The organism is Streptomyces sp. ICBB 8177 (genome assembly GCF_003144095.1).
Lineage (GTDB): Bacteria > Actinomycetota > Actinomycetes > Streptomycetales > Streptomycetaceae > Streptantibioticus_D.
In genome coordinates, this window is record NZ_NSKH01000018.1 from 444379 (window position 1) to 470773 (window position 26395).

Below are 26395 nucleotides of genomic sequence, written 5' to 3' on the forward strand. Positions count from 1 at the left end.
GGATCGCGCCGCCGGGCCCGGCCGCGCGGTCACAGCCGCGACAACTCGTCGACCAGGTCGTCGAGACCCAGCGAGCCCTGCGAGAGGGCGGCCATGTGCCAGGCCTTCAGGTCGAAGTCCGCGCCGTGTGCCGCGCGGGCCGCCTCCCGGCCGGTGAGCCAGGCGCGTTCGCCCAGTTTGTAGCCGATCGCCTGACCCGGCATGCCCAAATAGCGGACCAGCTCGCTGTCCAGGAAGTCCGCCGGACGGCCGCTGTGCAGGCCGAAGAACTCGCGGGCCAGCTCCGGCGTCCACCGCTCACCGCCGGAACGGAACCCCGAGTCCTCGGGGATCGGCAGCTCCAGGTGCATGCCGATGTCGATGATGACCCGTACCGCGCGCATCATCTGCGCGTCCAGGTAACCCAGTCGCTGCCCGGGATCGGTCAGGAAGCCCAGCTCGTCCATGAGCCGCTCCGCGTACAGGGCCCAGCCCTCGAGGTTCGCGCTGACCGCGCCCAGCGACGCCTGGTAGCGCGAGAGCCGGTCGGCGACGAACACCCACTGCGCGAGTTGCAGATGGTGGCCCGGCACGCCCTCGTGGTACCAGGTGCTGACCAGGTCGTAGGTGGGGAAGCGGTCGCGGCCCAGCGTCGGCAGCCAGGTGCGGCCCGGGCGGGAGAAGTCCAGCGACGGCGCGGTGTAGTACGGCGCCGCGGCGCTGCCCGCGGGCGCGATCCGCGACTCCACTCGGCGCACCTGCTCGGCCAGGTCGAAGTGGGTGCCGTCCAGCTTGGTGATCGCCTCGTCCATCAGCCCCTGGAGCCAGTCGCGCACGGCGTCCACGCCGTCGACGGCCGGGCCCGCCTCCTCCAGGTAGGCCATCGCCTCCAGCGGCGTGGACCCGGGCAGCACCTTCTCCGCCTCGGCGCGCATCTCCGCGTCGATGCGGTGGAACTCCTGCCAGCCCCACGCGTACGCCTCGTCCAGGTCGAGGTCGGCGCCGGTCCACTCGCGCACCCAGCGCGCGTACCGCTCGCGGCCCACCGCGTCCGGGGCACCCGCGACCGCGGGGGCGTAGCTGTCGCGCAGCCAGTCCCGCAGGTCGCGGATGGCCCCGTTGGCCTCGGCGGCGGCCCCGTCCAGCTCCGTGCGCAGCGCCTCGGGGCCGTCCGCCACCAGGTCGGCGTACCAGCCGCGTCCCTCCAGCCACTGGCCGAACTGCTCGACGACGGTGGCGACCTGGCGCGGCCCCGCGAGCAGGCCGCGTTCGACACCCGCCTCCAGCGAGGCGCGGTAACCGGCCATCGCTCCGGGGACGTTGCGCAGCCGCCCGGCGATCACCGCCCAGTCGGCGTCGGTGGCGGTCGGCATCAAGGTGAACGACTCGCGCACCGCGTGGGCGGGGGAGTGCAGGTTGCTGACCGCGCGCAGTCCCTCCCCCGCCTCGTGCACGGCGAGCGAGGCGGTCAGGCGCTCACGCAGCAGCCTGCCGCAGCGTCGCTCGGCGTCGTCGCTCACGGCCGGTGCGCCGGGGCCCGCGGCCTCGGCGGCGTCCAGCTCGGCCAGGGTGCGCCGGGCGAGGTCGGCGACGGCTTCCAGGCCTTCGGGGGAGTAGTCGGGCAGGCGGTGGTCGTCGGTGCCCAGGCCCAGGTAGAGACCGGTGACCGGGTCCAGCTCGGCCAGGGCGTCGACGTAGCGGTCGGCGATGGCCCTCGGAAGCGCCGCGCCAGGAGCGCTCTCGGCGCTGTCAGGAGCATCAGGTGTGTCGGACATGAAAGCCATCCTGGTACGCCGGTGGGCCTCCCGTCGATCACTTTGGCGTTGATCAGGCGGCATCGATGACCCGGTCGGCGGGCGGGAAGAGGCCCGCTGCCCCAAGCGGAGTTCCGCAGTCCGGTGTTGAGGGCCGTCGCGGCCCGTGCGGCGCGGGCCCGGCGGTCAGCGTTCGCGGGTCGCGCGGTCGCCCGGACGCGCCGGTGCGGACGCGTCCCGGTCGCGCAGTGCCGCTGTGATCACCAGCGTGCCGTCCTCGACCTGGAAGTCCAGCGCCAGTCCGAGCCCGCGCATCGCGGCGACCATCGGGGTGTTGGCGGCCTTGGTCACCGCGTACACGGCACCGGCCCCGCCCTCGCGGGCCAGGGCGACCAGCCGCCGCAGCAGTTCGGCCCCGATGCCGCGGCCCTGCCACTCGTCCTCGACCAGTAGCGCCACCTCCGTCTCGTCGCCGTCCCACAGCAGGTGGCCGAGGGCGACCAGCCGCCCGGAGGCGGTCTCCACGGCGAGGGTGCGGCCGTGACGGGGACTGAGCAGATGCGCGAGGTAGCGTTCCGCGTCGCCCACGGGGCCGTGGTAGCGGCGGGTCAACGTGGTGGAGGAGCAGCGGTCGTGCATGGCGCGGGCGGCGGCCAGATCGCCGGGACCCGCTCGGCGCACGGTGATCTCGTTGCCCTCCGGCAGCGTCAGCACCTCACGGCGGCGCGGCACCCTGGGGCCGAGCCGTGCGTCCAGCTCGACCAGCGCCCGGGCCCGCGCGAACTCGGTCGGCGTGAAGGGCAGGTAGGGCCGCTCGACCACGACGGTGCCGCCGGACGGGTCGCGCAGCCGCAGCGAGAACGGCGTCAGCTCGCCCTCCGCGGGCGGCACCTTCCCGGGCTCGGCGGGCAGCGACCGTATCGTGCAGCGGCCCAGCAACTGGCGCAGTGCGAGCGGGAGTTCCGCCGCGTCGAGGGCGGTGCGGGTGGCGAGGGTGAGGACCCGGGTGGGGGTGTCCACCAGATCGTGGGCGTCGGCCCGCTCCAGCCAGGTGTCCCGGCCGCCCGCGGCGCCGACCGCGCGGGTGATCTCCTGGGCCGGCACCGCGGCGGGCACACGGATCAGGAACTCGTCGACGGTGCCGTCCGAGAGCGGGTGGGTCTGGAGGGTGAGGATGTCCACGTGCCGTTGGGCCAGCGCGTCGCAGAGCCTGGCGAGGCTGCCGGGCGTGTCGCGCACGGTGGTGCGCAGCCGCCACAGGGTCGTTCCACCGAGCACTCTGCTTACGGCGTCCGGCTCCTCGTGAGCGGCGGCGACGGGCAGGTCGGTGCCGGTGTCACCGGGCAGGCCCGTGGCGGTCGTGCCCGGCGGATCGGCGGGCGGCGGCGAATGGCCGTGGCGGCGTGCCCACCATGTGTGGAAGCCGGCGACGGACAGCAGCAGGACCGCGGAGACGGTGAGCAGCGCGGGGCCGCCCGGCCCGTGGGCCATGAGGTTCGCCGCGAGGTCGGCGGCGGCGACCGCGGTGAACACCGCCGCAAGTTCGACCGCTTCGCGCCGCCAGTGGTGCGCGGCGTGCCGGATGCGGCGGCGGCCGGTGGCCGTCGGGTGCGGGAATCGTGTCATGGGGCCCACCCTGCCCAAAACGTGTTGCGTGATCACGAAGGTTTCGTGACCGATGGGTTAAGCGGGGCACTTGTGGGATGGTTGCTCTTTTCCGTACCGTTCCCCCGGTTCTGCCGGGCGCCCGCCGAACCCGCCGGTGCGGGGCGGGAGTCGCGCACCGGAGCGGACGGCGACGAGGGGGACGTCGTCGCGTCGGCCGCCCGTGCGATGGTCGTCCCGTACCGCCGGACCTACGTCTTCCGCGGTGGCCGCCGCGGCGGGGAGAGCCCACGACCACCGGTCAGCGGGCGGCGTCCAGAATGACGCGGGCGACCAGCTGGGGGTCGTCGTTCATCGGCACGTGGCCACATCCCGGCAGCCGCACCAGCCGGGCGTGCGGGACCATCCGCTTCAGGCGCACGCCCTGCCGCCGCGGGAGCAGGCGGTCCCGGGTGCCCCAGGCCACCGTCACCGGCACCCGCGGCGGCACGGCTCCGGTGAAGGGCCGCTGCCCGCGGGCCGCGGCGAGCGTCGCCTCGAACCCGGTCGCCTCGCGCAGCGCCCGGGTCTCGGCCACCACCGCCTCCGGGGCCCTGCGGCCCGGGCGGGCGTAGACGCTGCCGACCAGGGCCGCCCGGCCCGCGCCGCTGCGGGCGAGCCGCTCCACGGCGGCGGGCGGCACCAACTGGGCGCCGCGCCGCATCGCCGACAGCACGGCGGACGCGTACCACCACTCGGCGTCGTTCCAGAAGCCGCCGGGGGAGAGCGCCGCGATGCCCCTGGCCCGTCCGGCGCGGGCGAGGTGCAGCGCGATCAGCCCGCCGAGCGAGTTGCCCGCAACGAAGGGCTGTTCGACGCCCAGCGCGTCGAACAGCGCACCGAGGACCGTGACCGCGCCGTCCATGGTGTACGGCACCGCATCGGGCTGCGCGGGGGAGGCGCCGAAGCCGGGCAGGTCGACCGCGAACACCTCGTGCCGCGCGGCCAGTTCGGCCATCACCGGGTGCCAGGCCTGGCGGTGATGCCCGATGCCGTGCAGCAGGACGAGCGGACTGCCGGCGCCGTGCCGTTCGTACGCCACCGTGAGCGCGGGAAGTCCCGCCGGGGTGACCTCGGCGTAGGAGGTGGGGGTGTCGCCGAGAAAGGCTGCGGCCGTACTCGTCATGCGCTGCTCCAGACAGGGTGCGTCGAGCACTGCGGGCTCGGTGGCGCGTGCGTGCGGACAGTGTCCGGCAGATCGTCCGCGGCGGGAACAGTGCGTCGTCCGCGTCCGCAGCGGCGTGCGGCAGGCCGGGTCCGGTTCGACACCCACATGGACGGTACCTCCCCTTTCGCGAACATCACATGAACGCTGTACGTGGTCGCTCGCCTGCGCGGCGTAAGGAATCGATGATTGGTCTTGACCAAGGAGAGGGGCCGTCCTATGGTCCCCTAGTAGTGAAACAACCCTTAATAAATAAGGGTGGATAAAGGCCCGGTACACGCCGACCGTGGAGGACAGGGTGGGGACCACGCAGCTTGAGGCGGCGCAGGAACCGAAGTACTGGCACCTGAGGACAGTCCTGGCGGACGCGCTGGACTCGGAGTTCACGGTGGGCGAAGTACTGCCCAACGAGCGGGACCTGGCGGCCCGCTTCGGCGTCGCCCGCGCCACGCTCCGCCAGGCGCTGGAGCAACTGGAGTTGGAAGGCCGCCTGCAGCGCCGTCGTGGCGTCGGCACCACGGTCGCGCCGCCGCGCATCGGCGTGGCGGTCGGCCCCACGCACGGCAGCTGGCCCGGTGCGGCCAACGACGCCTGGCGCACGATCGGGTGCGTCGAGGCCCCCGCCCCCGCCGCGGTGGCGAGCCTGCTGAAGGAGGGGCGCCCCGCCCACTCCCCGGCGGACATGGTGCACACCGTCCGCCGGGTGCGGATGTCACACGGCCAGCCGGTCGCCACCGAACTGCTCTACGTCCCGCGCGACAGCGTGCCCGGCCTGCCCGAGTTGCTGCCGCCGGCGGCGCACCCCCGGGCCGTGCTGCGGGAGTTGCACCGGCTGGAGCTGCAGGGCGAGGACCGCACCGTCGAGCTGGGCTCGGCGCGCGCCGAGGACGCCAAGCAGCTGGAACGGCTGCCCGGCGCCCCGGTACTCGTCGTCACCACGCGGTACGTCACCGGTGGCCGGGTCGGCGCGGTCGCCGTCGCCACCTACCGTGCCGACACCTGCCGCCTCACCTTCGGCGACACGGGTGCGGTGGAGATCACGCACCACGACAACGACGAGCGGCAGCAGGCCTCCTGACGAAGCACCGGATGGCGCAGGTGAGTTGACGAGGCGTCAGGAAAACGTCGGGGGCGAGACGTCAGGACCGGGCCGCGGCGGCCGGGTCGACCGCGAAGAGCTGTTCCTCCACGTGGTCGAGGGCGAGCCGCAGCGCCCCGGTCGCCACGACCTCCTCGCCCAGCGCGGACAGCACGACCCGCGGCGGCCGCAGGCAGTAACGTGCCAACTCCTCCCGCAGCGGCTCCACCACGCCGTCCATCCCGGTCGCCCAGCCGCCCAGCACGACGAGTTCGGGGTCGAGGGCGAGGGCGAGCGCGGCCACGTCGTGCACCAGCCGCCGCATGAAGCGCCGCACGGCCTCCCGCGCCCGCTCGTCGCCGTCCTCGGCCAGCGCGAACACCCGGGTCACCGCGGGCTCGTCCAGCGGGTCGAGCGGCGTGTCCGTGGTGGACAGCAGCCGCTCCGGCGTCGCCTCACGACCCAGCAGGTGCAGCGCGCCGATCTCACCCGCCGCGCCCCCGAACCCCCGGTGCAGCCGGCCGCCGATCAGCGAACCGGCGCCGGGGCTCAGCCCCGCCATCACGAACACCACGTCGTCGCTGCCCCGCGCGGCCCCCGACCAGTGCTCGGCGACCGCCGCGGCGTTGGCGTCGTTCTCCACCAGCACCGGGCAGCGGAACGACCGCCGCAGCCGCTCGCCGAGCCGCAGCCCCGTCCACCCGGGCATCGCCGTGCCCAGCGCCACGGTCCCGTCCGCCTCCACGATGCCGGGGCTGCCCACCCCGACCGCCCACAGCGTGCTACGGGCCACCCCGGCCTTGCGCAGCAGCTCGGCGACGGCGGAACGCGCCCGCTCCAGGCGCTCGTCGGCGTCCAGGGCCTCGTCCACCGGGTGGCCGTGCGAACCCAGCACCCGGCCGCCGAGGTCGGCGAGGATCACCCGCACCCGGTGCACACCGATCTCGACGCCCAGCAGGTGCCCCGCCTCCGCGTGGAAGCGGAAGCGGCGCGCGGGGCGGCCCTGGCGGCGCGTGTCGGCCGGTGAGCCGGGCGCCTCCACCACGAGCCCGGATTCCGCCAGCCCCTCGATGACGCCTTCGACGGTGGGCCGCGACAGGCCGGTGTCGTGCACCAGTTCGGTCAGGGTCCGCGGTTGCGCGTCGCGCAACACGTGCAGGACGACCGCCGAGTTGATCCTGCGGAGCAACGAGGGTTCCCCGCCGGTGAGCCGCACCAACGTCACGCCTCCTGACTGAGCGCGTACTTTCCGGACGCGTACGATCCGGTCCGACCGGTGCGCGTGTGGCCGGATCGTACCCGCACGCCCGCACCGCTGCGAGGGCGGCCGGTCCGCTCCCGACCCGCGTCGCCGCACCTCGCGCCACGAGCCATCCGTGTCGGGGGACGCGGGCCGGGGCCGGTGTCAGCCGTCCTCGGCCGCCAGACGCAGCCTGCGGAACTCCTCCGCGAGCGTGGCGGGCGTCCAGTGCGCGTTGAGGCCGCTGGGGTTGGGCAGCACCCAGATCCGGGTGTCGCCCAGCCGCCGTTCCTGAGGACCGACGCGCGCGCCGCGCTCGCCGAACGCCGTGCGGTACGCGGTGATGCCCGCGATCGCCAGCCAGCGCGGCCGGTGCAGCAGCACCCGGGCGGTTAGCAGCCTCCCGCCCTCCCGCAACTCCTCGTCGGACAGCTCGTCGGCCCGCGCGGTGGCCCGGGCGGCGACGTTGGTGATGCCCAGCCCGTACTCCAGCAGCCGCTCCTGCTCCGCGGGCGCCAGCCGCGTGGGCGTGAACCCGGAGGCGTGCAGCGCGGGCCAGAACCGGTTGCCCGGACGCGCGAAGTGGTGCCCGGTCGCCGCTGACAACAACCCCGGGTTGATTCCGCAGAACAGCACACGCAGCCCGCCCGCGATCACATCCGGAACGGTGCGGTCGCGGGCGGCCAGAAGCTCCTCGGGCGTCAGAGGATCGCCCCCGGCGCGTAGGCGGCCGCCCGCGGGTACCGCTCGGTGACCTCCTCGACCCGGCGCACGACGGCCGCCACCTGCTCGGATGCGGCCCCGGTGAACGACAGCCGGTCGGCCATCAGCCCGTCCAGCGCGGCCCGGTCCAGCGGGATCCGCTCGTCCTCGGCCAGCCGGTCCAGCAGCTCGTTGCGCTCTACGCCCTTCTCCCGCATCGCCAGCGCCGACGCGACCGCGTGCTCCTTGATCGCCTCGTGCGCCACCTCACGGCCCACTCCGGCCCGCACCGCGCCCATCAGCACCTTCGTCGTCGCCAGGAACGGCAGGTAGCGGTCCAGCTCCCGGGCGATCACCGCGGGGAACGCGCCGAACTCGTCGAGCACCGTCAGGAACGTCTCCAGCAGCCCGTCGAACGCGAAGAACGCGTCCGGCAACGCGACCCGGCGCACCACCGAGCAGGACACGTCGCCCTCGTTCCACTGGTCACCGGCCAGCTCCCCGGTCATCGACGCGTAACCGCGCAGGATGACGGCGAGGCCGTTGACCCGCTCGCAGGAGCGGGTGTTCATCTTGTGCGGCATCGCGGACGAGCCGACCTGGCCCGGCTTGAAGCCCTCGGTGACCAGTTCGTGGCCCGCCATCAGCCGGACCGTCTTGGCCAGCGACGACGGCGCCGCGGCCAGCTGCACCAGCGTGCTCACCACGTCGTAGTCGAGCGAGCGGGGATAGACCTGACCGACCGAGGTGAACGCCCTCGCGAAGCCGAGGTGCTCCGCGATCCGGTGCTCCAGCTCACCCAGTTTCGCCGCGTCCCCGCCGAGCAGGTCCAGCATGTCCTGCGCCGTGCCGACCGGGCCCTTGATGCCGCGCAGCGGGTAGCGGGACAGCAGGTTCTCGACCCGCTCGAACGCCACCAGCAGCTCGTCCGCGGCGGTCGCGAAGCGCTTGCCGAGCGTGGTGGCCTGCGCCGCCACGTTGTGCGAACGGCCCGCCATCACCAGCTCGGCGTGCTCGGCCGCCAGCTTCGCCAGCCGCGCCAGCACCGCCACCGTGCGGTCCCTGGCAAGCTCGAGGGAGAGCCGGATCTGCAGCTGCTCGACGTTCTCGGTCAGGTCGCGCGAGGTCATGCCCTTGTGGACCTGCTCGTGGCCCGCCAGGGCGTTGAACTCCTCGATGCGGGCCTTCACATCGTGGCGGGTGACCTTCTCGCGCTCGGCGATCGACGCCAGGTCGACCTGCTCCACCACGCGCTCGTAGTCCGCCAGCGCCTGCTCCGGCACCTCGATGCCCAGGTCCTTCTGGGCCCGCAGCACGGCGAGCCACAGACGGCGTTCCAGGATCACCTTCTGCTCGGGGGACCAGATGGTGGCGAGTTCGGCCGAGGCGTAGCGGCCGGCCAGGACGTTCGGGATGCGCGGCTTGGAGGTCACGTCTGCGAAGTCTACTGGGCCCGCGCCGGGCGTCCGCCCAGGCCAGCGCCCCGCCCCCGGCGGCCGGAGCGGCTACGGCTCGAGCGGCAGCAGCTCGGGCCGCTTGGCCGGCCTGCCGTCCCCGGAGGAACGGCCGGTCAGCCGCCTGCCGATCCACGGCAGCAGATGCTCCCGCGTGAAGCGCAGGTCGGCGCCGCGCCGTGCCACCCAGCCCGGCGGTACGAACGGCGGCAACGGCGCCCGCCAGTCCGCCTGCTCCGGCAGCCCGATCGCCTGCCCGACCGCCTCGGCGACCCGCAGGTGGCCTTCGGCGTTGAGGTGCAGCCGGTCCGCTGCCCACATGCGGGGGTCGCCCAGCACGGGGGCGCCGAACAGGTCGACCACCACCGCGCCGTGCCGCTCGGCCAGCGCGTCGATGTGCTCGTACAGCCGCGTCATCCTGGGCAGGAATCGCGTGGCCACCGGGCCCCGCCGGGCCGGGCTGCGCATCAGCACCAGCTGCCGGCAACTGGGCGCCAGCCGCACCACCGCCTCCTCCAGCCGTGCGCACACCTCCTCGACGTCGCACTTCGGCCGCAGGACGTCGTTCAGCCCGCCGACCAGCGTGACGAGGTCCGCCCCCATCGCCGCCGCGGTCTCGGTCTGCTCGTCGACGATCTGCCGGATGAGCTTGCCCCGGACCGCCAGGTTCGCGTACCGGAAACCGGGCGTGGCGGTGGCCAGGCGGGCGGCGAGCAGGTCCGCCCACCCGCGGTACGCGCCGTCCGGCAGCTCGTCGGACATGCCCTCGGTGAACGAGTCGCCCACCGCGGCGAAGCTGGTGAAGGCGGGGAGTGAGGTGTCTATCGGCATGGCAGACCGATCCTAACCGCAGCGCGTTCACGGCTTCGGGGGGCGTTCGAGGGCGGGGGCGAGCGGGGCCCGGGTGACCGTGGCCGCTCCTCGCGGGGCCCGCATGGCGTGCGGCTCGCGGGGTCGCACGGTGTACGCCGGTGGCGGCCGATCACCACACCCGGGGTATCAGGCGCGCCGTGGTCGCCGCGTACGACGTGTAGGCCTCGCCCAGCGACTCGGTGAGCATGCGTTCCTCCACTCGTATCCGGTAGCCCAGCGCCACCAGCGCGCAAGCGACCAGCAGCAACCAGGCGGCGACATTGCCGGACATCAGGGCAAGAGTGAGACCACCCAGCAGCATGCCGCTGTACGCGGGGTGGCGCACCCAGCGGTAGGGGCCGGAGCGGACCACCTGGTGGTCGTCCTGGATGTGCACCGTGCCCCGGAAGAAGCGGCCGAGGGCGACGATGGCCCACAACCGCAGGACTATGCCCGCCCAGGCCACCAGCAGGACGACCAGCCGGACCCCGGCCGACCCGGTCGGGTACGACAGACCGGGCACCGCGTGGGCGACCGGGCCTGCCAGCCGGCTGCCGCCACCTATCATCACCACGAAGAGCAGCAGACTCGGCCATTCCATTCGCTCTGTCCGTCGGCTGCGGGCCAACTGGCGGGCCTGTAAACCGATTTCGGCCGCGGCCCAGACCCAGAGCGTCCACGTGATCATCACACCCAGCGCGTGTGCCATGACGTCGCCTCCCATCCATGGGCGCCGACCGCCGCTGGTCGGTGCCGTCCGATGCGTTCCCGTGGCACGACCATGGCATTGGACCGGGAGGAGCGGTTCCACCCACGGGTGGAGATGAGGGTGGAGACCGCCGGGGACGGGGCCGCTGGCTTCTCCACCCAGGGAGGGAGCGGGGTCCGCTCGGCCAGGAGGAAACGGGCTGCGCTCGGCCCGGGAGGGGGCGGGGCTCGCTTGGCCCGGGAAAGGCGGAGGGGGACCGCGTGGCGCGGCGGAGGCGGTCCGCTCGGCCCGGGGGGGGAGGACCGGGTCTGCTCTACCCGGAGAGGACGGCCCACCCGGCCCAGGCGGAGGAGGCTGGCTACACGGCTCGGAGAGAGAGCGGGCCTGATTGGCTTGGGAAGGGAGCGCGGTCTGCTCGGCTCGGGACCCCTCGGACCGAGAAGAGGAAGCGGTCCGCTCGGCCCGGGGAGACAACCGGGCCCGCTCGGCCCGCGTTGGGGCGGGTTCTGCTCCCGCCCGGGCAGGAGTGGGGCCCCGTCCCCTTTCCCTCCCAGGTGGCAGCGGCACGCGGGGTGGTCCGCGAGCCGGTCTGTGGAGTGGGCTGCGAGGTAGGGCGCGGAGCCTCCGGCCGGGCCTACCCCTCCTCCGCTTCCTCCTCGCGCAGCCGGGCGATCACCGGGGCCATCGCCTCCATCGAGGGCTCCAGCACCGTGTAGTAGGAGAAGCCGAAACGCTCGCGGTGGGACCGCAGTTGGTCGACGATCGCTTCCACGCTTCCGTGCAGGAGCGTGGGGACCCGCAGCAGCTGGTCCTCCGTCAGATGCGGTGCGTACGGGCGCAGGCCCTCGATCGCTTCCGCGCGGTCGTCCGTCACCACGACCCGTTGGACGAGGATGTTGAGTTCGGGCATTTGCGTGCGGTCGCCGGCGAAGTCGAGGCAGGCACCGACACGTTCCTCTAGGCGGTCCGCGTCCAGCAGGCGCAGGCCACCGTCCGGTGCGCCCTCGACGTGCTCCGCGCCCGCGAACGCGGCGATGTCCGCGTGCCGTGCGGCCATCCGCAGCACCCGGTCCCCGTTGCCGCCGAGCAGCAGCGGAGGGTGCGGCTTCTGTTCCGGACGGGGGGTGTGCGCCGGGTCGCCGAGCAGCCGGTGCACCTCCTTCACCGTGCGCTCCAGGTGGTCCACCCGGCTGCCTCGGGTGCCGAACGGCAGCCCCGCGTCGTCGAATTCGGAGCGCACGTAGCCCGTACCGAGCCCCAGCTCCAGCCGGCCCGCGGTGAGCCGGTCCGTGGTCGCCACCTCGCGGGCCAGCAGCGCCGGGTTCCAGAAGCCGACGTTGAGGACGAACGTGCCGACCCTCGGGCGCGTGGTGGCCTGTGCGGCGGCCACGAGCGAGGGGAACGGCGCGGGCCAGCCCAGATGGTCCGGGACCAGCAGCACGTCATATCCCAGGGACTCGGCGTACTGGCACTTCGTCGCCCACTCCTGCCCGGATGCCGCTTCGAGGAAGTTGACCCCGAACCTGAACCGCCGCGCCATGTGTGTCCCTCCCGGTGCCATTCGTTGTTCGCCCGACTTCCGGTCCGTCCACCGGTCGTCCCCGTGGCGTCCGGCGGAGGAGATCGCACGCCAGGGGCAATTGTCAGTGGCGTGCGATAGACAGGTACCCAGTTGGGGCGTGCACGACCACGCGAGAACGGTCGAAGTGGCGCGCGCTCGCGTGACCGCGCCCTGGCCGTGGGGCACCTGCCGAGCGAACGCGGGTGTGCGAACAACGAGGTATGCCGGGGGTGAAGGACGATGGACATGACGGTGCCTCAGGACGCCCGTGTCTGGTTGGCGGCGAGGTTCGGTCCCTCGGCGCGGGAGTGGTGCGACGCGTTGCCGGAGCGCGTCGCCCTGCTGGCCGGGCGCTGGTCGCTGGCCCTGGGCGAGCAGTCGGGCGGTGGTACGTCCCGGGTCGTGCGCTGCCGCCTCGGGGACGGTACGAGCGCGTATCTCAAGCTGACCCCCGATCCTGACGTCGCCCGGCAGGAGGCGGAGGCGCTGCGCCTGTGGGATGGCGGTGGCCGCACGCCACGCCTGCTCGACGCCGCCCCGGCCGAGGGCGCCCTGCTGATGGCGGCGGTCGACAGCGCGGACGGCCGCGCCGCACGCACGCTGGCGGGGATCCTGGGCGAGGAGGCGGACGGTGACGGCGGGCCCGGAGACCGGACGGACGAGTGGATGAAGGACGTGGCCGCGCTGCTGGCGTCGTTGCGTGGGCGGACCCCGGGGGCGGGGACAGGGCTGCCGTCGCTCACCGAGCGGATCGGCTTCCTCTTCGAGCTGACCGCACGCCGGATCGACACGGCGCGGGCGACCGCGGCAGCGACAGCGGCGGCAGCAACCGCTGACGCGCAGGGGATGGCGCCGACGGAGGCGGCTCATGACACCGACCGGGGCGGCCAGGCGGTGACGCCGGAACTGGTCGAGGGCTGCCGACGCGCCGCGCTCGCGCTGGCCCGGTCGGGGCCCGCGTTCCTCGTTCACGGCGACCTGCATCCCGGCAACGTGCTCGACCCGGGCGGTGGTGCCGGGCTGGTCGCCATCGACCCGCGACCGTGCGTCGGCGATCCCGACTTCGACGTCGTGGACTGGGCGCTGGCCGGGGCGACCAGTGAGACCGCCGTGGACGACCGAATACGGCGGCTCGCAGACCTGGTGCCAGGGCTCGACGAGGCGCGAGTACGCGGCTGGTGCCGGGCTACCGCGGTGATCATCGCCGGTCCCCGGGCAGCTCGTGGTGCCCGCGATCCGCACACCCGGCTGCTGTTGGACCTCGCCGCCCTTGCCGATGCTAGCTGATGAGCGCTAGCTTGATGAGCATGGCCAAGACACAGTTGAACGTGCGGGTCGACGAGACGACTGCGCAGGCGGCCCGGGCCCGTGCCGGCGAGCGCGGGATCAGCGTCAACCGCTACATCGAGGAACTGGTCCGTGAGGACCAGGCGGAGAGCGGCCGGACGTTCGTCGAGGCTGCCGCCGACTTCATGAAGCAGTACGAGTCGGTGTTCGCCGAGGAGTTCGGCACCGAGCGTACGGAGCGCGCCGAGCGCCGCCCGAACGCGTTCCCCGACGCGGCGGACCCGGACGCCCCGGGTGGCCAGGACGGGGCGAAGCGGTCGCGCGGCGCCGGTGGGACGGCCTCGGGCGGTACCTCCGCGTGACGTTGCGCATCGACCTCGCCTGGTTGCTGATGATCGCGGAGCACAACATCCCGGGAGATCCCCAGGTCACCGACTGGGGTGCGCTGGTCGCCGCGGTGGCACGGCACGACGCCGAGATCTTCGACACGCCCATCTACCCCGACCCGCGCCTGCGGGCCGCGTCGCTGCTCCAACTTCTGGTGCATGTGCCGGCGTTGGAGCGGTCCAACGCGATGTTCGCCTGCGCGGTCGCTTATGGCTACCTGGTCGCCAGCGGAATGAAGGTGGTCACCTCGCCGGAGCAGGTGCGCGACCTGGCGCGGCTGGTCAAGGGCGGCACGGCGAACCTCGACCGCATCGCGGACGAACTGCGCGGCTGGACGGGCGGCAGCCAGAGCCAGGAGGCTTAGGAGCCTCCCATTCCCGCGCCCATCCCACCGTCCCGGGGTGCCAATCCCGTTCCCGTAGCCGCACATCGCGGGCGGGAGCGGGAGCCAGCGCCGCGCCCGCCGAGGTCGCCGCCCGCCGCTCGCGTGCCGCCGCCCCGCCCCTGCCTGCCCCCTCCGGCCGCTGAGAACCGCGCCCGACGCGTCTTCGCCCGCCGCCGAGAACCGCCCCCGACGGGCCTTCGCCCGCCCCGCCCCTCCACCGGTCCCGCGCTACCCCTCCGCCGAGACCTCCGCCTCCAGGGCGAACGCCTTCGCGTCCCAGCGCCCCTCCAGCGAGGGAGCCAGCCAGTTGCCCGCCGCGCGGCGGAAGGCGTCCGGGGGCAGCGCGCCCGCCCCCTGCGGCACCGCGCCCAGCAATGGCAGGCCGGTGACCGCGGGCAGGTCCGCCACGTTGCAGCGCTCGGCCAGGCCAGGGCGGTCGGGCCAGCTGCCGATCAGCATGCCGAGGCAGTCGAGCCCCCGGCGCCGCAGCTCTCGCGCGGTCAGTTCGCTGACGTTGAGCGTGCCGAGACCTGCCGTCGTCACGACGAGCAGCGGCGCGCCCATCAGCGCCGCGGCGTCGGCGAGCGTGGCGCCCTCGTCGTCGAGCCGGACCAGCAGCCCGCCCGCGCCCTCGACGAGCACGAGGTCGTGTTCCGCGGCGAGCTTGCCCGCGGCTTCCGCGATCCGCTCCGGCCGGACCGGGGCGAGCCCGGCGCGCCGCGCGGCCGTGCCGGGCGCCAACGGCTCGGGGAAGCGGGCGAGTTCCGCCGGTGTCACCGCACCGGCGAGCCGGGCCACCTCGGCGACGTCACCGGGCTCATCGAGGGCGACCCCGGTCTGCGCGGGCTTGAGCACGGCGACGTTTCGGCCGGCGCCCAGGGCCGTCGCCGCGAGCGCGGCGGTGACCACGGTCTTGCCGATCTCGGTCCCGGTCCCCGTGACGACGATCACCGGCATGTGGCGGCCTCCCGCTCCTCGTTCTCCGTGTTCTCAGAGTGCTCAGGGTTCCCGATGCCCTGGCGCGCGAGCCAGGCCCCCTGCCTCCGTGCCGCCCAGGCGGCGAGTGTCCCGTCCATCGCTCACGCCACCCGCGCCGCGGCCAGCACGCCCGCGCAGACTCGCGCCACGTCGTCGTCACCGGTGACGTAGGGCGGCATCGTGTAGATCAGGTCGCGAAACGGGCGCAGCCACACGCCCGCCTGGACCGCCGCCCGGGTCGCCGCCGCCATGTCCACCTCGTGATCGAGCTGGACGACACCGATCGCGCCCAGCACGCGCACGTCCCGAACCCCCGCGATCCCCGTCGCAGGGGCCAGACCCGCGCGCAGTCCGGCCTCGATCCGCCGTACCTCGGCCGCCCAGTCCTGGCCCAGCAGCAGGTCGAGCGAGGCGGCGGCCACCGAGGCGGCCAGCGGGTTCGCCATGAACGTCGGGCCGTGGGCGAGCACCGGCACCTCGCCCTCGCTGATCCCCTCGGCGACCCGTGAGGTGCACAACGTCGCCGCCATCGTCAGGTAGCCGCCGGTCAGCGCCTTGCCGACGCACATCACGTCCGGCGCGACCCCGGCGTGTTCGGCCGCGAACAACTCGCCGGTGCGCCCGAAGCCGGTCGCGATCTCGTCGAACACCAGCAGGACGCCGTGCTCGTCGCACGCCTGGCGCAGCACCCGCAGGTAGCCGGGGGAGTGGAAGCGCATCCCGCCCGCGCCCTGCACCACCGGCTCCACGATCACGGCGGCCAACTCGTCGGCGTGCCGCGCGATCAGATCCCGCAGGTGTGCCTCGTACGACGGGTCGGGCGCGCCCTCGTACCCGCCGGGAGGGGCGTCGGCGAAGACCTGCTCGGGCAGGACCCCGGACCACAGGTGGTGCATGCCGCCGTCCGGGTCGCACACCGACATCGGCTGCCAGGTGTCACCGTGGTAGCCGCCGCGCCAGGTCAGCAGACGCCGCTTGGCGGGGCTGCCGGTGGAACGCCAGTACTGCAGGCACATCTTGACCGCGACCTCGACCGAGACCGATCCGGAGTCGCAGAGGAAGACGTGGCGCAGCGGCTCAGGGGAGATCTCGACCAGGCGGGTGGCGAGCCGGACGGCGGGCTCGTGGGTGAGCCCGCCGAACATCACGTGGCTCATCCGCTCCAACTGGCCGTGGGCCGCCTCGTTGAGCACCGGGTGGTTGTAGCCGTGGATCGCCGACCACCACGACGACATGCCGTCGACCAGCTCGGCCCGGCTCCCGTCCGGGTCCACGACGCGCAGCCGCACGCCGCTGGCCGACTCCACCAGCAGCGGTTCGGACCGGCCGGGCATGGGCCCGTACGGGTGCCACACGTGCTCCCGGTCGAGCTTGAGCAGATCGGCCGGGTCGTACGACTCAGGCATTGGGCGCGAGATCCGTCCCCGCGCCCCGGCGGCGCACCGCCACGAGGTCGGGCCGCCCCGCGGAAGCCTTCTCGGCGGCGTCAGCTCCGGACGCGGTGCCCTCACCGGCGGAAGCCGCGACCCGCTCCTGGTCGCCGCACGTCCCGCGACCGCCGCCGTGCGAGCCGCAGACGCCACCGTGCGAACCACCGTCCTCGGCGTGCGATCCGCAGACGCCACCGTCCTCGGCGTGCGCACCGCAACCGCCGCCCGCGTGCGCCCCGCAGCCGGAGGCCGCGTCCGTGCCGTTCACCCGGTGCTCGGGCAGGGTCGTGGTTCCCGTGCCCTCCACCTCGAAGCCGGCGTCCGCGATCATGTCCAGGTCCGCCTTGCCCGCCTGGCCCTCACTGGTCAGGTAGTCGCCCAGGAAGATCGAGTTGACCAGGTGCAGCGCCAGCGGCTGGAGGGTCCGCAGGTGGATCTCCCGCCCGCCCGCGAGCCGCACCTCCACGTCCGGGCAGACGAACCGGACCATCGCCAGGATCCGCAGGCAGCGCTGGGGGGTGAGGGACCACTTCTCGGCCAGCGGCGTTCCCTCGAACGGGATCAGGAAGTTGACCGGTACCGAGTCCGGGTCCATCTCGCGCAGCGCGAACACCACGTCGACCAGGTCGGCGTCCGACTCGCCCATGCCCGCGATCAGCCCCGAACACGCCGAAAGCCCGGCCGCCTGCGCCTGCTTGACGGTCTCGACGCGGTCGGAGAAGTCGTGCGTGGAACAGATGTCGCCGTAGGTCGCCTCGGAGGTGTTGAGGTTGTGGTTGTACGCGTCGGCGCCCGCCGCCCGCAGCCGGTCGGCCTGGCCGTCGGAGAGCAGACCGAGGCAGGCGCACACCTCGACGCCTTCGTTCTGCTCCTTGATCGCCTCGATGGTCTTCGAGACCCGGTCCACGTCCCGGTCCGTCGGGCCGCGGCCGCTCGCCACCAGGCAGACCCGCTTGGCGCCGCCCGCGACGCCCGCGCCCGCCGCGGCAGCCGCCTCGTCCGGCTTCAGCCAGGTGTACTTGAGGATGTCGGCCTTGGAGCCGAGCCGCTGCGAGCAGTACGAGCAGTCCTCGGGGCACAGCCCGGACTTCAGGTTGACCAGGTAGTTGAGCTTCACCCGCCGCCCGAACCACTGGCGGCGCACCCGGCCGGCGGCGGCCACCACGTCGAGCAGTTCGTCGTCGGAGGTGGCCAGCACGGCCAGCGCCTCGTCGCGGGTCGGCAGTTCGCGCCGCAGCCCCTTGTCCACCAGCGTCTTCAGCAGGTCCATGGCGCCGATCTTCGCGCAGTGCACCGGTCCCGGCCAATGGCGGACCGCACAACACCCGGCCGCGAAGGTGTGTGTATCACCACATGCCGTTGCCGGGGCGCGGGCGGTTAGGTTGCCGGACATGACCCTCGACCCGCGCCCCGACGACCGACCGACGCCCCGGGCGCCACGGTCACCCTCCTGCGCCCCGGCCGCCCGGGACCCGTTCGGCTGGATCGACGAACGCGCGCGGGCCCGCCGCCGCAACGGCCTGGTGCGCACCCTGCGCCCGCGCGCGGCCGACGCCGCGCCGCTGGACCTGGCGGGCAACGACTACCTCGGCCTGACCCGGCACCCCGAGGTCGTCCGGGCCGCCGCCGACGCCGCCCTGCGCTGGGGCGCGGGCTCGACCGGGTCGCGCCTGGTGACCGGCACCACCGCCCTGCACGCGGAACTGGAGGCGGAGCTCGCCGCGTTCTGCGGCTTCGAGTCCGCCCTGGTCTTCGCCAGCGGCTACGCGGCCAACCTCGCCGCGGTCACCGCGCTGAGCGCGCCCGGCGGCCTCATCGTCTCCGACGCGGGCAACCACGCGTCGCTGATCGACGGCTGCCGCCTGTCCCGGGCGACCACCGAGGTCGTCGCGCACCGCGACCCCGACACCGTACGCAAGGCCCTGGGCGGTCACGAGGGCCCCGCGATCGTCGTCACCGACTCGGTCTTCTCGGTGGACGGCGACGCCGCGCCGCTCGCCCGCCTCGCCCCGGTCTGCCGCGCGGCGGGCGCCGCCCTGCTGATCGACGACGCGCACGGGTTCGGGGTGCTCGGCGAGGGCGGCCGGGGGGCGGCCTACGCGGCGGGGCTGGCGGGCGCGCCGGACGTGGTCTGCACGGTCACCCTGTCGAAGGCGCTCGGCAGCCAGGGCGGCGCGGTGCTCGGACCGGCGAGGGTCGTCGAGCACCTGGTCAACGCCGCCCGCACGTTCATCTTCGACACCGGCCTCGCGCCCGCCGCCGCGGCCGGGGCGCTCGCCGCGCTGCGGGTGCTGCGGCGTGAGCCCGGGCGAGCGGGCCGGGCGCACGGTGTGGCGCGGGACTTGTACGACAGGCTGACCGGCGCGGGCCTGGACGCGGTCGCGCCGGACGCCTGCGTCCTGTCCGTGCCGGCGCCCGCGCCCGATGCGGCGCTGCGGTGGGCGGCGGACTGCCGCGACGAGGGGCTGGCCGTGGGCTGCTTCCGGCCGCCGTCCGTGCCGGACGGCATCTCCCGGCTGCGCCTGACCGCGCGCGCCGACCTCACGGACGAACAGATCGACCGGGCGGTGGAGGTGATCGTCCGCACGGCGCCGGAGGGGGCCCGCCGCTGAACTCGGACGTCCGGCGCCCCGGAGCGAGCCCGCCCCTGAGCGCCGGCACACTGCCAGAGGGCCGCGCCGCCCCGCCGCCCGCGGGGGCGCGCGCCGGTCGGGCACTGTGCCCTGTAATGCGCTCTTTCGTCGCAGAGTTCACTGCTTCGAGGGACAGATATGACCATGGCTTGGCGGACCTCACCGTTCGGCGGCAGCATGGATGCCACTCCGGCGGGAGCAGCCGACGACGGTTGTGCCGCTGACATATCCGCCGCGACCCCGGGCCGCGCGAGGAGATGCCGACCGCCGGAGGACCGGAGCCGGCGGAAAAGGAACAGCCTCGCCATGGCAGACCATCAGGTAGCAGCCGTCACCTTGCCGAGCGATCCCGCCTCGGTGCGCGTCGCCCGCGACTACGTGGCGGGAGTCCTCGGCCAGTGGGGCCTTCCCGAGCGGGCCCCCGCCGCGGACAGCGTGCGGCTGATCGTCTCCGAGCTCGTCACCAACGCCGTGCAGCACACCTTCGGCCGCTCGCCGACGTTCACCGTCGACCTGAGGCTCGAGCGCGGCGAGCGGCTGCGCATCGGCGTGACGGACAGTCATCCACGCTGGCCGCAGCGGCTCCCGGCGGCCGTGCAGCAGGACAACGGCCGCGGCATGGTCATCGTCAGGTCGCTGACCGCGGAGTGCGGCGGCCGGATGTCGGTGACGCCCACGGCGGACGGCGGCAAGACGGTGTGGGTCACGCTGCCGTGGACCGTGGAGAGCGCGGCGCCGGACCGCCCTTGCCGGGAGGCGGCCGGTCGCGCGGCCTCGTCGGTGCCGGCACCGGCCACCGCACGGGGCGTCGGGCTGCTCGGCAGATCACGCTGACACCGGCCGCTTCGAGCGTGCACCGGAACGTTTCTTCCGAGCGGGTCCGAGGTCCGCGAGCGGGTCCGAGGTCCGCGCCGAACCCCGGTGTTCGGACTCGGGGCGCCGGGGCCGGGGCCGCGGTCCGAGCACCCGGCCCCGGTCCCAGCCCGAGCACCCGGCCGCAGACCCGGACCCGCCCCGTCAGCTGACCCGCCCGTACCAGACGCTGCGGGTCCAGATGCGTTCCAGCCGGACCCGTGCCCCGGTGTGCGGCGCGTGCCAGATCTTGTCGTCACCCGCGTAGACGCCTACGTGGTAGACGTCGTCGCCGTAGTGGAAGAAGACCAGGTCGCCGGGGGCCCGTGACGAGGCGGGAATGTGCCGGGTGCCGTCGTACTGCTCGGCGGCGGTCCGCGGCAGCCTGCGTCCGGCCTGGCGGAACGCGTAGAGCGTCAGCCCCGAGCAGTCGAAGCGGTACGGCCCGGTCGCGCCGTACTGGTACGGGGACCCCCGCTTGGCCGCCGCGACGTGCAGGGCTTCCATGGCCACGGCCGCCGCGTTCGCGGGTGGCGCCATCCCGGGCGCCAGCAGGCTTCCGGCCAGGGCGGCCGCGGTCAGCACCGCTGTCGTCCCGGTAAGGGAAAGTGCCCTGGCCAGGCATGCGGTGGGAGATATCGGCGCACTCATCGCGCACTCCTTCGTCGACCGCCTGCGAAGGAGTGCCTGTCGGGTTCGGGCAGGCGAAGAATGCCCGGCCGCCGTGGCGGCTTCACCCCAAGGGGTCCTCACGTCCTTCGGACGGACCCCGTACTGCTCGGGTCCTCCGCTCCTGCCGGCTGTGGCGTCGACCTGGCCTCCGGGCGCCGGCAGGACTCGGCGTTCGCCCGGAGCGCCCCGCCCCTTCGGCGGGGGCTTGTCGTCCCAGGGATGATTACGCACAAACCGGAAAAATCTCTAACGCAAAACGCCGTGTTCGTGTCTCTTTGTGATCGAATACGCGCCATTGGTAGTGGTGAGCGCCTGATCGCGGCTTCGGACAACCGCTGCGCCGACCGGGTGACGAGGGCGTGCCCCGCCGGGCCCACGCGGTCCGATCGAGAGGGCCACGCGCCCGCGGGGGGCGCGGGAGTTCCGGCGAGGCGGGCGCGGGACGGGACGATCACGAACGCGATCACGGCGCAACGCATCGGCAGTGCGTGACGGTACCCTGCTCGCGGGCCCGGACCGACGGCGGGCGCCGCGACCTCACGGAGGGTGGGCGTCCCTCCGGTACGGCCGGTGCGCCGACCCGCTCGCGGAGCCGGTCGCTCCGCAGGCCCGTGGTCCACCCGCCAACGGGCCCGGTCTCCGCCGCCCAACCCCGTACGGCCCCGGAGCCCGGAGCCTGGCTCCCGCGTTCGCACCGCCGCCCCTCAGCCGCCGTCCCCCTCGCGTTTCAGCCGCCGTCCCCCTCGCGCTCGGGTGTCTCCCGGGGGATCGAGGGGAGCGACGTCCGGCGTTCGCCGTCCAGGACGCGCAGCGCCCGCACCAGCGTCTCCCGGTGCACCTCGGTCTCGCCGCGTTCGTGCATCAGAGTGAGCGCGTCCCTGAGTGAGGCGGCCTGGCCCACCAGCGCCTGGGCGGCGCGCAGTGCGGCGTACGTGTTCGTGGCGCGGGCCGGGTTGGCGCGGCCCAGCAGATCGGCGAGGGCGAGGTAACTGTCGATGAACTGGCCCTCGGCGCGGGTCAGCGCGGGCATGGGTGGCAGGTCGGGGAGCATGCCGCGATCACCGGTCCTCGGAGGCCGTGAAGGCCTCGCCGTTCCCGGCGACCCGGTCCACCAGCCCGTAGGCGATGGCCTGTTGGGCGTCGAACACGGTCGTGTGCTCCAGGTCCGCGTGAACGCGGGCGCGCGGATGTCCGGTGTAGCGGGCGAGCAGGGTCTCGAACCGGTCGCGCCTGCGGAGCAGTTCGGCGGCGTGCGCTTCCAGGTCGGACGCCCGCCCGTGCAACGGCTCGTCGTACGAGGGCTGTTGAAGGGTGATGCGGGCGCCGGGCAGGACGAGGCGCCTTCCCGGCGTGCCGGCGGCGAGGAGCAGTGCCGCCGCGGGGCCCGCCTGCCCCAGACAGACCGTGCGGATGCCGCAGGACAGATGGCGCATCGTGTCGTGGACCGCGGTCATGGCGCTGAACGAGCCGCCGGGCGAGTTGACGCACAACTGGATCTCGCGGTCCGGCGCGTCGTGGTCGAGCCGGAGCAACTGGGCGATCAGGACGTTCGCCGAGGTGTCGTCGACGGGTGCTCCGAGCATGACCACCCGCCGCGCCAGCAGATGGTCGTAGGGACCGTCACCCTGCGGCGGCAGCGTGCCGACACCGGCCCGTGGCCCCGGTGCTTCGTCGCGCTCCGGTCGTGCGGGGTCTCCGGGACGTCCTGGCATGGGCGGCACCTCCGTGGTCTCGGTCGGGACGCGGTCCCGCGTGGGCGAGCGCGCGGCCCCCGCGAATGAAGTCCCTTGCGAAAGCAGCCCTCGCGAAAGCGGCTTCCGTGCGGCGGCCTTCGCGGAAAGCGACTCTGTGAAAAATGTACAGGATGTACGGTCCGTTATGATGGTGAGCATGGCCCACGAAGTCCCCGTGACACAAGCCCGCGCCGAGCTGGCCGAGCTGATCAACCGCGTCGTCTACGGCGGTGAGCGGGTCGTCGTCACCCGGCACGGCAAGCCGCTTGTCGCCCTGGTCTCCGCCGCCGACCTGCGGCGACTCGAAGACGACGAACAGGCCGACGGCGGCCGGGTGATCAGTTCCGTCTCCACCGTGGGATCGGCCGCGTCCGCTCCCGGCGAACGTCCGCGTTTCGGCATCGCCGCCCACCACGCGCCGCCGTCCCCGGAGGCCTGACTCCCGCCGTCCCGCCCCGGGGGGACTCCGCGCGCCACGCCGGCCGGAGGCTTAACGCTCGTGAAACCAGGCGGACGCGGATGCGTAATCACCCTGCAAAAACCTGGGAACCAGCAGGTCAAGCGGGGCTGGGCCAGGCGTACCGTGCATGGTGCAGTCATCCGGACACCCGGTGTGCGCACCCCTCACGCGCCGGCTCCCGACCCCCGTTCGCTGCGGGCGGGCCGTGCCCGATGACCCATGGCCCGTGAGCGGGACCGGGCAGGACCGAGCAGAACGACGTGAGGTGGTACGCGTGCGACTGACCCCGCATGAACAGGAGCGTCTACTGATCCACGTGGCGGCGGACGTCGCCCGCAGACGCCAGGAACGCGGTGTGCGGCTCAACCACCCCGAGGCGGTCGCCCTCATCACCTCGCACGTCCTCGAAGGCGCCCGGGACGGCCGCACCGTCGCGGAGTTGATGTCCTCCGGCCGCAAGGTGCTCACCCGTGACGAGGTCATGGAGGGCATCCCGGAGATGCTGTCCGACGTCCAGGTGGAGGCGACCTTCCCGGACGGCACCAAGCTGGTCACCGTCCACGACCCGATCGGGTGAACCGGCGGTGATTCCCGGAGAGATCCTCCACGCCGACGAGCCGGTGGTCCTCAACGAGGGCCGCCCCGTGGTCAGGCTCACCGTGCTCAACGCCGCGGACCGGCCGGTGCAGGTCGGCTCGCACTACCACTTCGCCGAGGCCAACCCGGGCCTGGAGTTCGACCGCGAGGCCGCCCACGGTCTGCGGCTGTCGGTCGCCGCCGGCACCGCCGTGCGGTTCGAACCGGGCCTGCCGGTGGAGATCGAACTCGTGCCGATCGCGGGCGAGCGCGTGGTGGCCGGACTGCGCGGCGAGACCGGCGGCCCCCTCGACGGCTGAGCCCGGGCGCCACCGGGCTCGGCCCCGTTCGCCCGCCCGGGCCGCTGCGGCTTACGGCCGACGAGGCGAACGATCGCGTTCGCCATGCCGAACACCCCATCGGGACAAGGGAACTGACGATGGCTCAACTAACCCGTGCCGCCTACACGGACCTCTTCGGGCCGACCACCGGCGACCGCGTCCGGCTGGCCGACACCGACCTGCTGATCGAGATCGAACGCGACCTGTGCGGCGGGCCCGGACGGGCGGGCGACGAGGCGGTGTTCGGCGGCGGCAAGGTGATCCGCGAGTCGATGGGCCAGTCCCGGGTGACCCGTGCCCAGGGCGCCCCCGACACCGTGATCACCGGCGCGGTGGTCCTTGACCACTGGGGCGTGGTCAAGGCGGACGTCGGCATCCGCGACGGGCGGATCGCCGGCATCGGCAAGGCGGGCAACCCCGAGACGATGGACGGCGTGCACCCCCGGCTGGTGATCGGGCCTGAGACCGAGATCATCGCGGGCGGCGGTCTCATCCTCACCGCGGGCGCGGTCGACGCCCATGTGCACTTCATCTGCCCGCAGTTGGTGGACGAGGCCCTGGCGGCCGGGGTCACCACGCTGGTCGGCGGCGGGACCGGACCTGCCGAGGGCAGCAAGGCGACCACGATCACCCCGGGCGCCTGGCACCTGGCCCGCACCTTCGAGGCCCTGGAGTCCTCGCCGGTCAACGTCGGGCTGCTCGGCAAGGGAAACACCGTCAGCGTCGACTCGATGTACGACCAACTCCTCGCCGGAGTCGTCGGATTCAAGATCCATGAGGACTGGGGTGCCACCCCCGCCGCCATCGACGCGTGCCTCACGGTGTGCGCGGCGACCGGCGCGCAGGTGGCGATCCACACCGACACACTGAACGAGGCTGGCTTCGTCGAGGACACCCTCGCGGCCATCGCCGGACGCGGCATCCACGCCTACCACACCGAGGGCGCGGGCGGCGGGCACGCGCCCGACATCATCACCGTGGTGTCCCGGCCCAACGTGCTGCCCTCGTCGACCAACCCGACCCGACCGCACACCGCCAACACCGTCGACGAACACCTCGACATGCTGATGGTCTGCCATCACCTCAACCCCGCCGTGCCGGAGGACCTCGCCTTCGCCGAGTCCAGGATCCGGCCCTCGACCATCGCGGCCGAGGACGTGCTGCACGACCTCGGCGCCATCTCGATCATCTCCTCCGACTCCCAGGCGATGGGCCGGATCGGGGAGGTGGTGCTGCGCACCTGGCAGACCGCGCACGTGATGAAACGCCGCCGCGGCGCGCTGCCCGGCGACGGCCGGGCCGACAACCGGCGGGCCAGGCGCTACGTCGCGAAGTACACCATCAACCCGGCGATCGCCCAGGGCATGGACGCCGAGGTGGGATCGGTGGAGGCCGGCAAGCTCGCCGACCTCGTGCTGTGGGAACCGGCGTTCTTCGGCGTCAAACCGCACCTCGTGATCAAGGGCGGCCAGGTGGCGTACGCGCAGGTCGGCGATGCCAACGCCTCCATTCCCACGCCTCAGCCCGTCCTCCCACGGCCGATGTTCGGCGCCACGGGACGCGCGCCCGCGGCCAACTCGCTCAACTTCGTCACCCCGACCGCGCTGGACGACGGGCTCACTGAGCGGCTGGGCCTGGGCAAGCGGTTCGCGGCCATCCGCGACACCCGCCCGGTCACCAAGGCCGACATGCGGGAGAACGACGCCATGCCCAGGGTGGAGGTCGACCCCGACACCTTCACCGTGCGGATCGACGGCGACGCGGTGGAACCCGATCCGGCCACCGAACTGCCCATGGCACAGCGCTACTTCCTCTTCTGATGGCGACCGCCCCGGGCGCGTCCGCCGCGCTCCTCGTGCTCGCCGACGGCCGCTTCCCGGCCGGGGGCCACGCCCACTCCGGTGGCGTGGAGGCCGCGGTGCGTGCCGGACGGCTCCATGACGCCGCCGCGCTGGAACGGTTCTGCCGCGGCCGCCTGCACACCTGCGGACTGGTCGCCGCGGGACTGGCCGGCGCCGCGGCCTGCGGATACGACCCGCTCGCGCTCGACGACGCGGCCGACGCTCGTACGCCGTCACCGGCCCTGCGCGCCGCCGCCCGCAGGCTGGGACGGCAGATGATGCGCGCGGCACGGGCCGCGTGGCCCTCGGCGGCCCTGGACGACCTGGCCGCGGCCCGCCCGCGCGGCGCCCACCAGCCCGTCGTTCTCGGCGTGGCCGCGGCCTCGGCGGGACTCGGCCCACCGGACGCCGCCCGCGCCGCCGCCCACGAGTCGGTGAGCGGACCGGCCACGGCCGCCGTGCGGCTGCTCGGCCTGGACCCGTTCGAGGCGACGGCGGTACTGGCGCGGCTGGCCCCCGAGGTCGACGCCGTGACCGCGCACGCCGTCCGCCTCGCGGAACGCGTCACGACGGAGGGGACCGACGCGCTCCCCGCGGCCTCGGCACCCCTGCTCGACGTCCTCGCCGAACACCACGCCGCCTGGCCCGTACGGCTCTTCGCGTCATGAGCCCCAGGCGGCAG

General features: G+C 73.8%; 26 protein-coding genes and 1 riboswitch. Of the genes, 11 read left to right on the forward strand and 15 right to left on the reverse strand.

The features are described from left to right. Positions 1 to 29: 29 nt before the first annotated feature. From CK485_RS10320 to CK485_RS10330, 3 genes are all read right to left on the reverse strand, one after another. On the reverse strand, positions 30 to 1754 hold the full coding sequence (locus CK485_RS10320) for a DUF885 domain-containing protein (RefSeq protein WP_109449274.1): 1725 nt from the start codon (positions 1752 to 1754) through the stop codon (positions 30 to 32). Between the two features lie 165 nt (positions 1755 to 1919). Further along, complete coding sequence (locus CK485_RS10325; protein WP_109449276.1) at positions 1920 to 3359, reverse strand: GNAT family N-acetyltransferase; 1440 nt, start codon at positions 3357 to 3359, stop codon at positions 1920 to 1922. 280 nt (positions 3360 to 3639) lie between these two features. Beyond that, positions 3640 to 4503: an alpha/beta fold hydrolase gene (locus tag CK485_RS10330; protein ID WP_109449278.1), complete on the reverse strand. Its 864-nt coding sequence runs from the start codon at positions 4501 to 4503 to the stop codon at positions 3640 to 3642. Between the two features lie 337 nt (positions 4504 to 4840). On the opposite strand from CK485_RS10330, the gene CK485_RS10335 reads away from it, so the two are divergent. After that, entirely contained in the window at positions 4841 to 5620 is a 780-nt protein-coding gene (locus CK485_RS10335; protein WP_109449280.1) for a GntR family transcriptional regulator, read from the forward strand. 61 nt (positions 5621 to 5681) lie between these two features. Here the strand turns inward: CK485_RS10335 and CK485_RS10340 are convergent, their stop codons facing one another. The 6 genes from CK485_RS10340 to CK485_RS10365 form a co-directional block, all read right to left on the reverse strand. Further along, positions 5682 to 6839, reverse strand: a complete 1158-nt coding sequence (locus CK485_RS10340) for an ROK family protein (protein ID WP_109452731.1) — start codon at positions 6837 to 6839, stop codon at positions 5682 to 5684. A 186-nt stretch (positions 6840 to 7025) separates the two neighbouring features. After that, positions 7026 to 7565: a G/U mismatch-specific DNA glycosylase gene (gene mug, locus CK485_RS10345; protein WP_109449282.1), complete on the reverse strand. Its 540-nt coding sequence runs from the start codon at positions 7563 to 7565 to the stop codon at positions 7026 to 7028. Next, a complete protein-coding gene (purB, locus tag CK485_RS10350) occupies positions 7562 to 8995 on the reverse strand; it encodes an adenylosuccinate lyase (protein ID WP_109449283.1) in 1434 nt (477 codons plus the stop codon). The genes mug and purB overlap by 4 nt, the downstream gene beginning before the upstream one ends. 72 nt (positions 8996 to 9067) lie before the next feature. Further along, on the reverse strand, positions 9068 to 9847 hold the full coding sequence (locus tag CK485_RS10355) for an SGNH/GDSL hydrolase family protein (RefSeq protein WP_109449285.1): 780 nt from the start codon (positions 9845 to 9847) through the stop codon (positions 9068 to 9070). 151 nt (positions 9848 to 9998) lie between these two features. After that, positions 9999 to 10469, reverse strand: coding sequence for an isoprenylcysteine carboxylmethyltransferase family protein (locus CK485_RS10360; protein ID WP_241968267.1), 471 nt, complete (start codon positions 10467 to 10469; stop codon positions 9999 to 10001). 742 nt (positions 10470 to 11211) lie between these two features. Then, positions 11212 to 12117: an LLM class F420-dependent oxidoreductase gene (locus CK485_RS10365; protein ID WP_109449287.1), complete on the reverse strand. Its 906-nt coding sequence runs from the start codon at positions 12115 to 12117 to the stop codon at positions 11212 to 11214. A 267-nt stretch (positions 12118 to 12384) separates the two neighbouring features. On the opposite strand from CK485_RS10365, the gene CK485_RS10370 reads away from it, so the two are divergent. From CK485_RS10370 to CK485_RS10380, 3 genes are read left to right on the forward strand one after another with little or no spacing between them, the layout of a single operon-like run. Continuing rightward, positions 12385 to 13425 (forward strand): aminoglycoside phosphotransferase family protein, encoded by a 1041-nt coding sequence (locus CK485_RS10370; protein ID WP_158288199.1) that lies wholly within the window; start codon positions 12385 to 12387, stop codon positions 13423 to 13425. 20 nt (positions 13426 to 13445) lie between these two features. Continuing rightward, positions 13446 to 13787 (forward strand): hypothetical protein, encoded by a 342-nt coding sequence (locus CK485_RS29535; RefSeq protein ID WP_241968268.1) that lies wholly within the window; start codon positions 13446 to 13448, stop codon positions 13785 to 13787. Then, positions 13784 to 14176, forward strand: coding sequence for a fic family toxin-antitoxin system, toxin component (locus tag CK485_RS10380; protein ID WP_109449291.1), 393 nt, complete (start codon positions 13784 to 13786; stop codon positions 14174 to 14176). Before CK485_RS29535 ends, CK485_RS10380 begins: the two co-directional genes overlap by 4 nt. Before the next feature lie 249 nt (positions 14177 to 14425). Here the strand turns inward: CK485_RS10380 and bioD are convergent, their stop codons facing one another. From bioD to bioB, 3 genes are all read right to left on the reverse strand, one after another. Beyond that, on the reverse strand, positions 14426 to 15154 hold the full coding sequence (gene bioD, locus CK485_RS10385; RefSeq protein WP_109449293.1) for a dethiobiotin synthase: 729 nt from the start codon (positions 15152 to 15154) through the stop codon (positions 14426 to 14428). Positions 15155 to 15276: 122 nt separating this feature from the next. Continuing rightward, positions 15277 to 16581, reverse strand: coding sequence for an adenosylmethionine--8-amino-7-oxononanoate transaminase (locus CK485_RS10390; protein ID WP_109449295.1), 1305 nt, complete (start codon positions 16579 to 16581; stop codon positions 15277 to 15279). Next, positions 16574 to 17875: a biotin synthase BioB gene (gene bioB, locus CK485_RS10395; protein ID WP_109452735.1), complete on the reverse strand. Its 1302-nt coding sequence runs from the start codon at positions 17873 to 17875 to the stop codon at positions 16574 to 16576. The genes CK485_RS10390 and bioB overlap by 8 nt, the downstream gene beginning before the upstream one ends. 121 nt (positions 17876 to 17996) lie before the next feature. Between bioB and CK485_RS10400 the strand changes: the two genes are divergently transcribed. Together CK485_RS10400 and CK485_RS10405 are read left to right on the forward strand one after the other, a co-directional pair. Further along, the gene (locus tag CK485_RS10400) at positions 17997 to 19217 is read left to right on the forward strand and encodes an 8-amino-7-oxononanoate synthase (protein WP_109449297.1); all 1221 of its coding nucleotides are present in this window, start codon (positions 17997 to 17999) and stop codon (positions 19215 to 19217) included. A gap of 327 nt (positions 19218 to 19544) precedes the next feature. Continuing rightward, positions 19545 to 20072, forward strand: a complete 528-nt coding sequence (locus tag CK485_RS10405; protein WP_109449299.1) for an ATP-binding protein — start codon at positions 19545 to 19547, stop codon at positions 20070 to 20072. Positions 20073 to 20255: 183 nt separating this feature from the next. Here the strand turns inward: CK485_RS10405 and CK485_RS10410 are convergent, their stop codons facing one another. The 3 genes from CK485_RS10410 to CK485_RS10420 all read right to left on the reverse strand — a co-directional run bounded on the left by CK485_RS10410 (position 20256) and on the right by CK485_RS10420 (position 22474). Next, positions 20256 to 20741, reverse strand: coding sequence for a C40 family peptidase (locus CK485_RS10410; RefSeq protein WP_109449301.1), 486 nt, complete (start codon positions 20739 to 20741; stop codon positions 20256 to 20258). Between the two features lie 4 nt (positions 20742 to 20745). Next, a riboswitch (cyclic di-AMP (ydaO/yuaA leader) is annotated at positions 20746 to 20908 on the reverse strand. Between the two features lie 581 nt (positions 20909 to 21489). Further along, positions 21490 to 21813 (reverse strand): hypothetical protein, encoded by a 324-nt coding sequence (locus tag CK485_RS10415; RefSeq protein WP_109449303.1) that lies wholly within the window; start codon positions 21811 to 21813, stop codon positions 21490 to 21492. Positions 21814 to 21820: 7 nt separating this feature from the next. Next, positions 21821 to 22474, reverse strand: coding sequence for an ATP-dependent Clp protease proteolytic subunit (locus tag CK485_RS10420; protein ID WP_109449305.1), 654 nt, complete (start codon positions 22472 to 22474; stop codon positions 21821 to 21823). 178 nt (positions 22475 to 22652) lie between these two features. Here CK485_RS10420 and CK485_RS10425 point away from each other — a divergent pair, with 178 nt between their 5' ends. The 5 genes from CK485_RS10425 to CK485_RS10445 all read left to right on the forward strand — a co-directional run bounded on the left by CK485_RS10425 (position 22653) and on the right by CK485_RS10445 (position 26381). Further along, a complete protein-coding gene (locus CK485_RS10425; RefSeq protein ID WP_109452737.1) occupies positions 22653 to 22934 on the forward strand; it encodes a type II toxin-antitoxin system Phd/YefM family antitoxin in 282 nt (93 codons plus the stop codon). 295 nt (positions 22935 to 23229) lie between these two features. Beyond that, complete coding sequence (locus CK485_RS10430; protein WP_109452739.1) at positions 23230 to 23532, forward strand: urease subunit gamma; 303 nt, start codon at positions 23230 to 23232, stop codon at positions 23530 to 23532. A 7-nt stretch (positions 23533 to 23539) separates the two neighbouring features. Next, a complete protein-coding gene (locus tag CK485_RS10435; protein WP_109449307.1) occupies positions 23540 to 23851 on the forward strand; it encodes an urease subunit beta in 312 nt (103 codons plus the stop codon). Positions 23852 to 23970: 119 nt separating this feature from the next. Further along, positions 23971 to 25692, forward strand: a complete 1722-nt coding sequence (locus tag CK485_RS10440) for an urease subunit alpha (protein WP_109449309.1) — start codon at positions 23971 to 23973, stop codon at positions 25690 to 25692. Next, the gene (locus tag CK485_RS10445; RefSeq protein WP_109449311.1) at positions 25692 to 26381 is read left to right on the forward strand and encodes an urease accessory UreF family protein; all 690 of its coding nucleotides are present in this window, start codon (positions 25692 to 25694) and stop codon (positions 26379 to 26381) included. Before CK485_RS10440 ends, CK485_RS10445 begins: the two co-directional genes overlap by 1 nt. Positions 26382 to 26395: the final 14 nt, after the last annotated feature.

What these genes read in the sequence shown, in the direction of transcription:
- CK485_RS10320 (WP_109449274.1), bottom strand. Translation starts at nt 1,754, where the DNA reads ATGTCCGACACACCTGATGCTCCTGACAGCGCCGAGAGCGCTCCTGGC.
- CK485_RS10325 (WP_109449276.1), bottom strand. Translation starts at nt 3,359, where the DNA reads ATGACACGATTCCCGCACCCGACGGCCACCGGCCGCCGCCGCATCCGG.
- CK485_RS10330 (WP_109449278.1), bottom strand. Translation starts at nt 4,503, where the DNA reads ATGACGAGTACGGCCGCAGCCTTTCTCGGCGACACCCCCACCTCCTAC.
- CK485_RS10355 (WP_109449285.1), bottom strand. Translation starts at nt 9,847, where the DNA reads ATGCCGATAGACACCTCACTCCCCGCCTTCACCAGCTTCGCCGCGGTG.
- CK485_RS10360 (WP_241968267.1), bottom strand. Translation starts at nt 10,469, where the DNA reads ATGGAATGGCCGAGTCTGCTGCTCTTCGTGGTGATGATAGGTGGCGGC.
- CK485_RS10365 (WP_109449287.1), bottom strand. Translation starts at nt 12,117, where the DNA reads ATGGCGCGGCGGTTCAGGTTCGGGGTCAACTTCCTCGAAGCGGCATCC.
- CK485_RS10370 (WP_158288199.1), top strand. Translation starts at nt 12,385, where the DNA reads ATGACGGTGCCTCAGGACGCCCGTGTCTGGTTGGCGGCGAGGTTCGGT.
- CK485_RS29535 (WP_241968268.1), top strand. Translation starts at nt 13,446, where the DNA reads ATGGCCAAGACACAGTTGAACGTGCGGGTCGACGAGACGACTGCGCAG.
- bioD (WP_109449293.1), bottom strand. Translation starts at nt 15,154, where the DNA reads ATGCCGGTGATCGTCGTCACGGGGACCGGGACCGAGATCGGCAAGACC.
- CK485_RS10390 (WP_109449295.1), bottom strand. Translation starts at nt 16,581, where the DNA reads ATGCCTGAGTCGTACGACCCGGCCGATCTGCTCAAGCTCGACCGGGAG.
- bioB (WP_109452735.1), bottom strand. Translation starts at nt 17,875, where the DNA reads ATGGACCTGCTGAAGACGCTGGTGGACAAGGGGCTGCGGCGCGAACTG.
- CK485_RS10400 (WP_109449297.1), top strand. Translation starts at nt 17,997, where the DNA reads ATGACCCTCGACCCGCGCCCCGACGACCGACCGACGCCCCGGGCGCCA.
- CK485_RS10405 (WP_109449299.1), top strand. Translation starts at nt 19,545, where the DNA reads ATGGCAGACCATCAGGTAGCAGCCGTCACCTTGCCGAGCGATCCCGCC.
- CK485_RS10410 (WP_109449301.1), bottom strand. Translation starts at nt 20,741, where the DNA reads ATGAGTGCGCCGATATCTCCCACCGCATGCCTGGCCAGGGCACTTTCC.
- CK485_RS10415 (WP_109449303.1), bottom strand. Translation starts at nt 21,813, where the DNA reads ATGCTCCCCGACCTGCCACCCATGCCCGCGCTGACCCGCGCCGAGGGC.
- CK485_RS10420 (WP_109449305.1), bottom strand. Translation starts at nt 22,474, where the DNA reads ATGCCAGGACGTCCCGGAGACCCCGCACGACCGGAGCGCGACGAAGCA.
- CK485_RS10425 (WP_109452737.1), top strand. Translation starts at nt 22,653, where the DNA reads ATGGCCCACGAAGTCCCCGTGACACAAGCCCGCGCCGAGCTGGCCGAG.
- CK485_RS10440 (WP_109449309.1), top strand. Translation starts at nt 23,971, where the DNA reads ATGGCTCAACTAACCCGTGCCGCCTACACGGACCTCTTCGGGCCGACC.
- CK485_RS10445 (WP_109449311.1), top strand. Translation starts at nt 25,692, where the DNA reads ATGGCGACCGCCCCGGGCGCGTCCGCCGCGCTCCTCGTGCTCGCCGAC.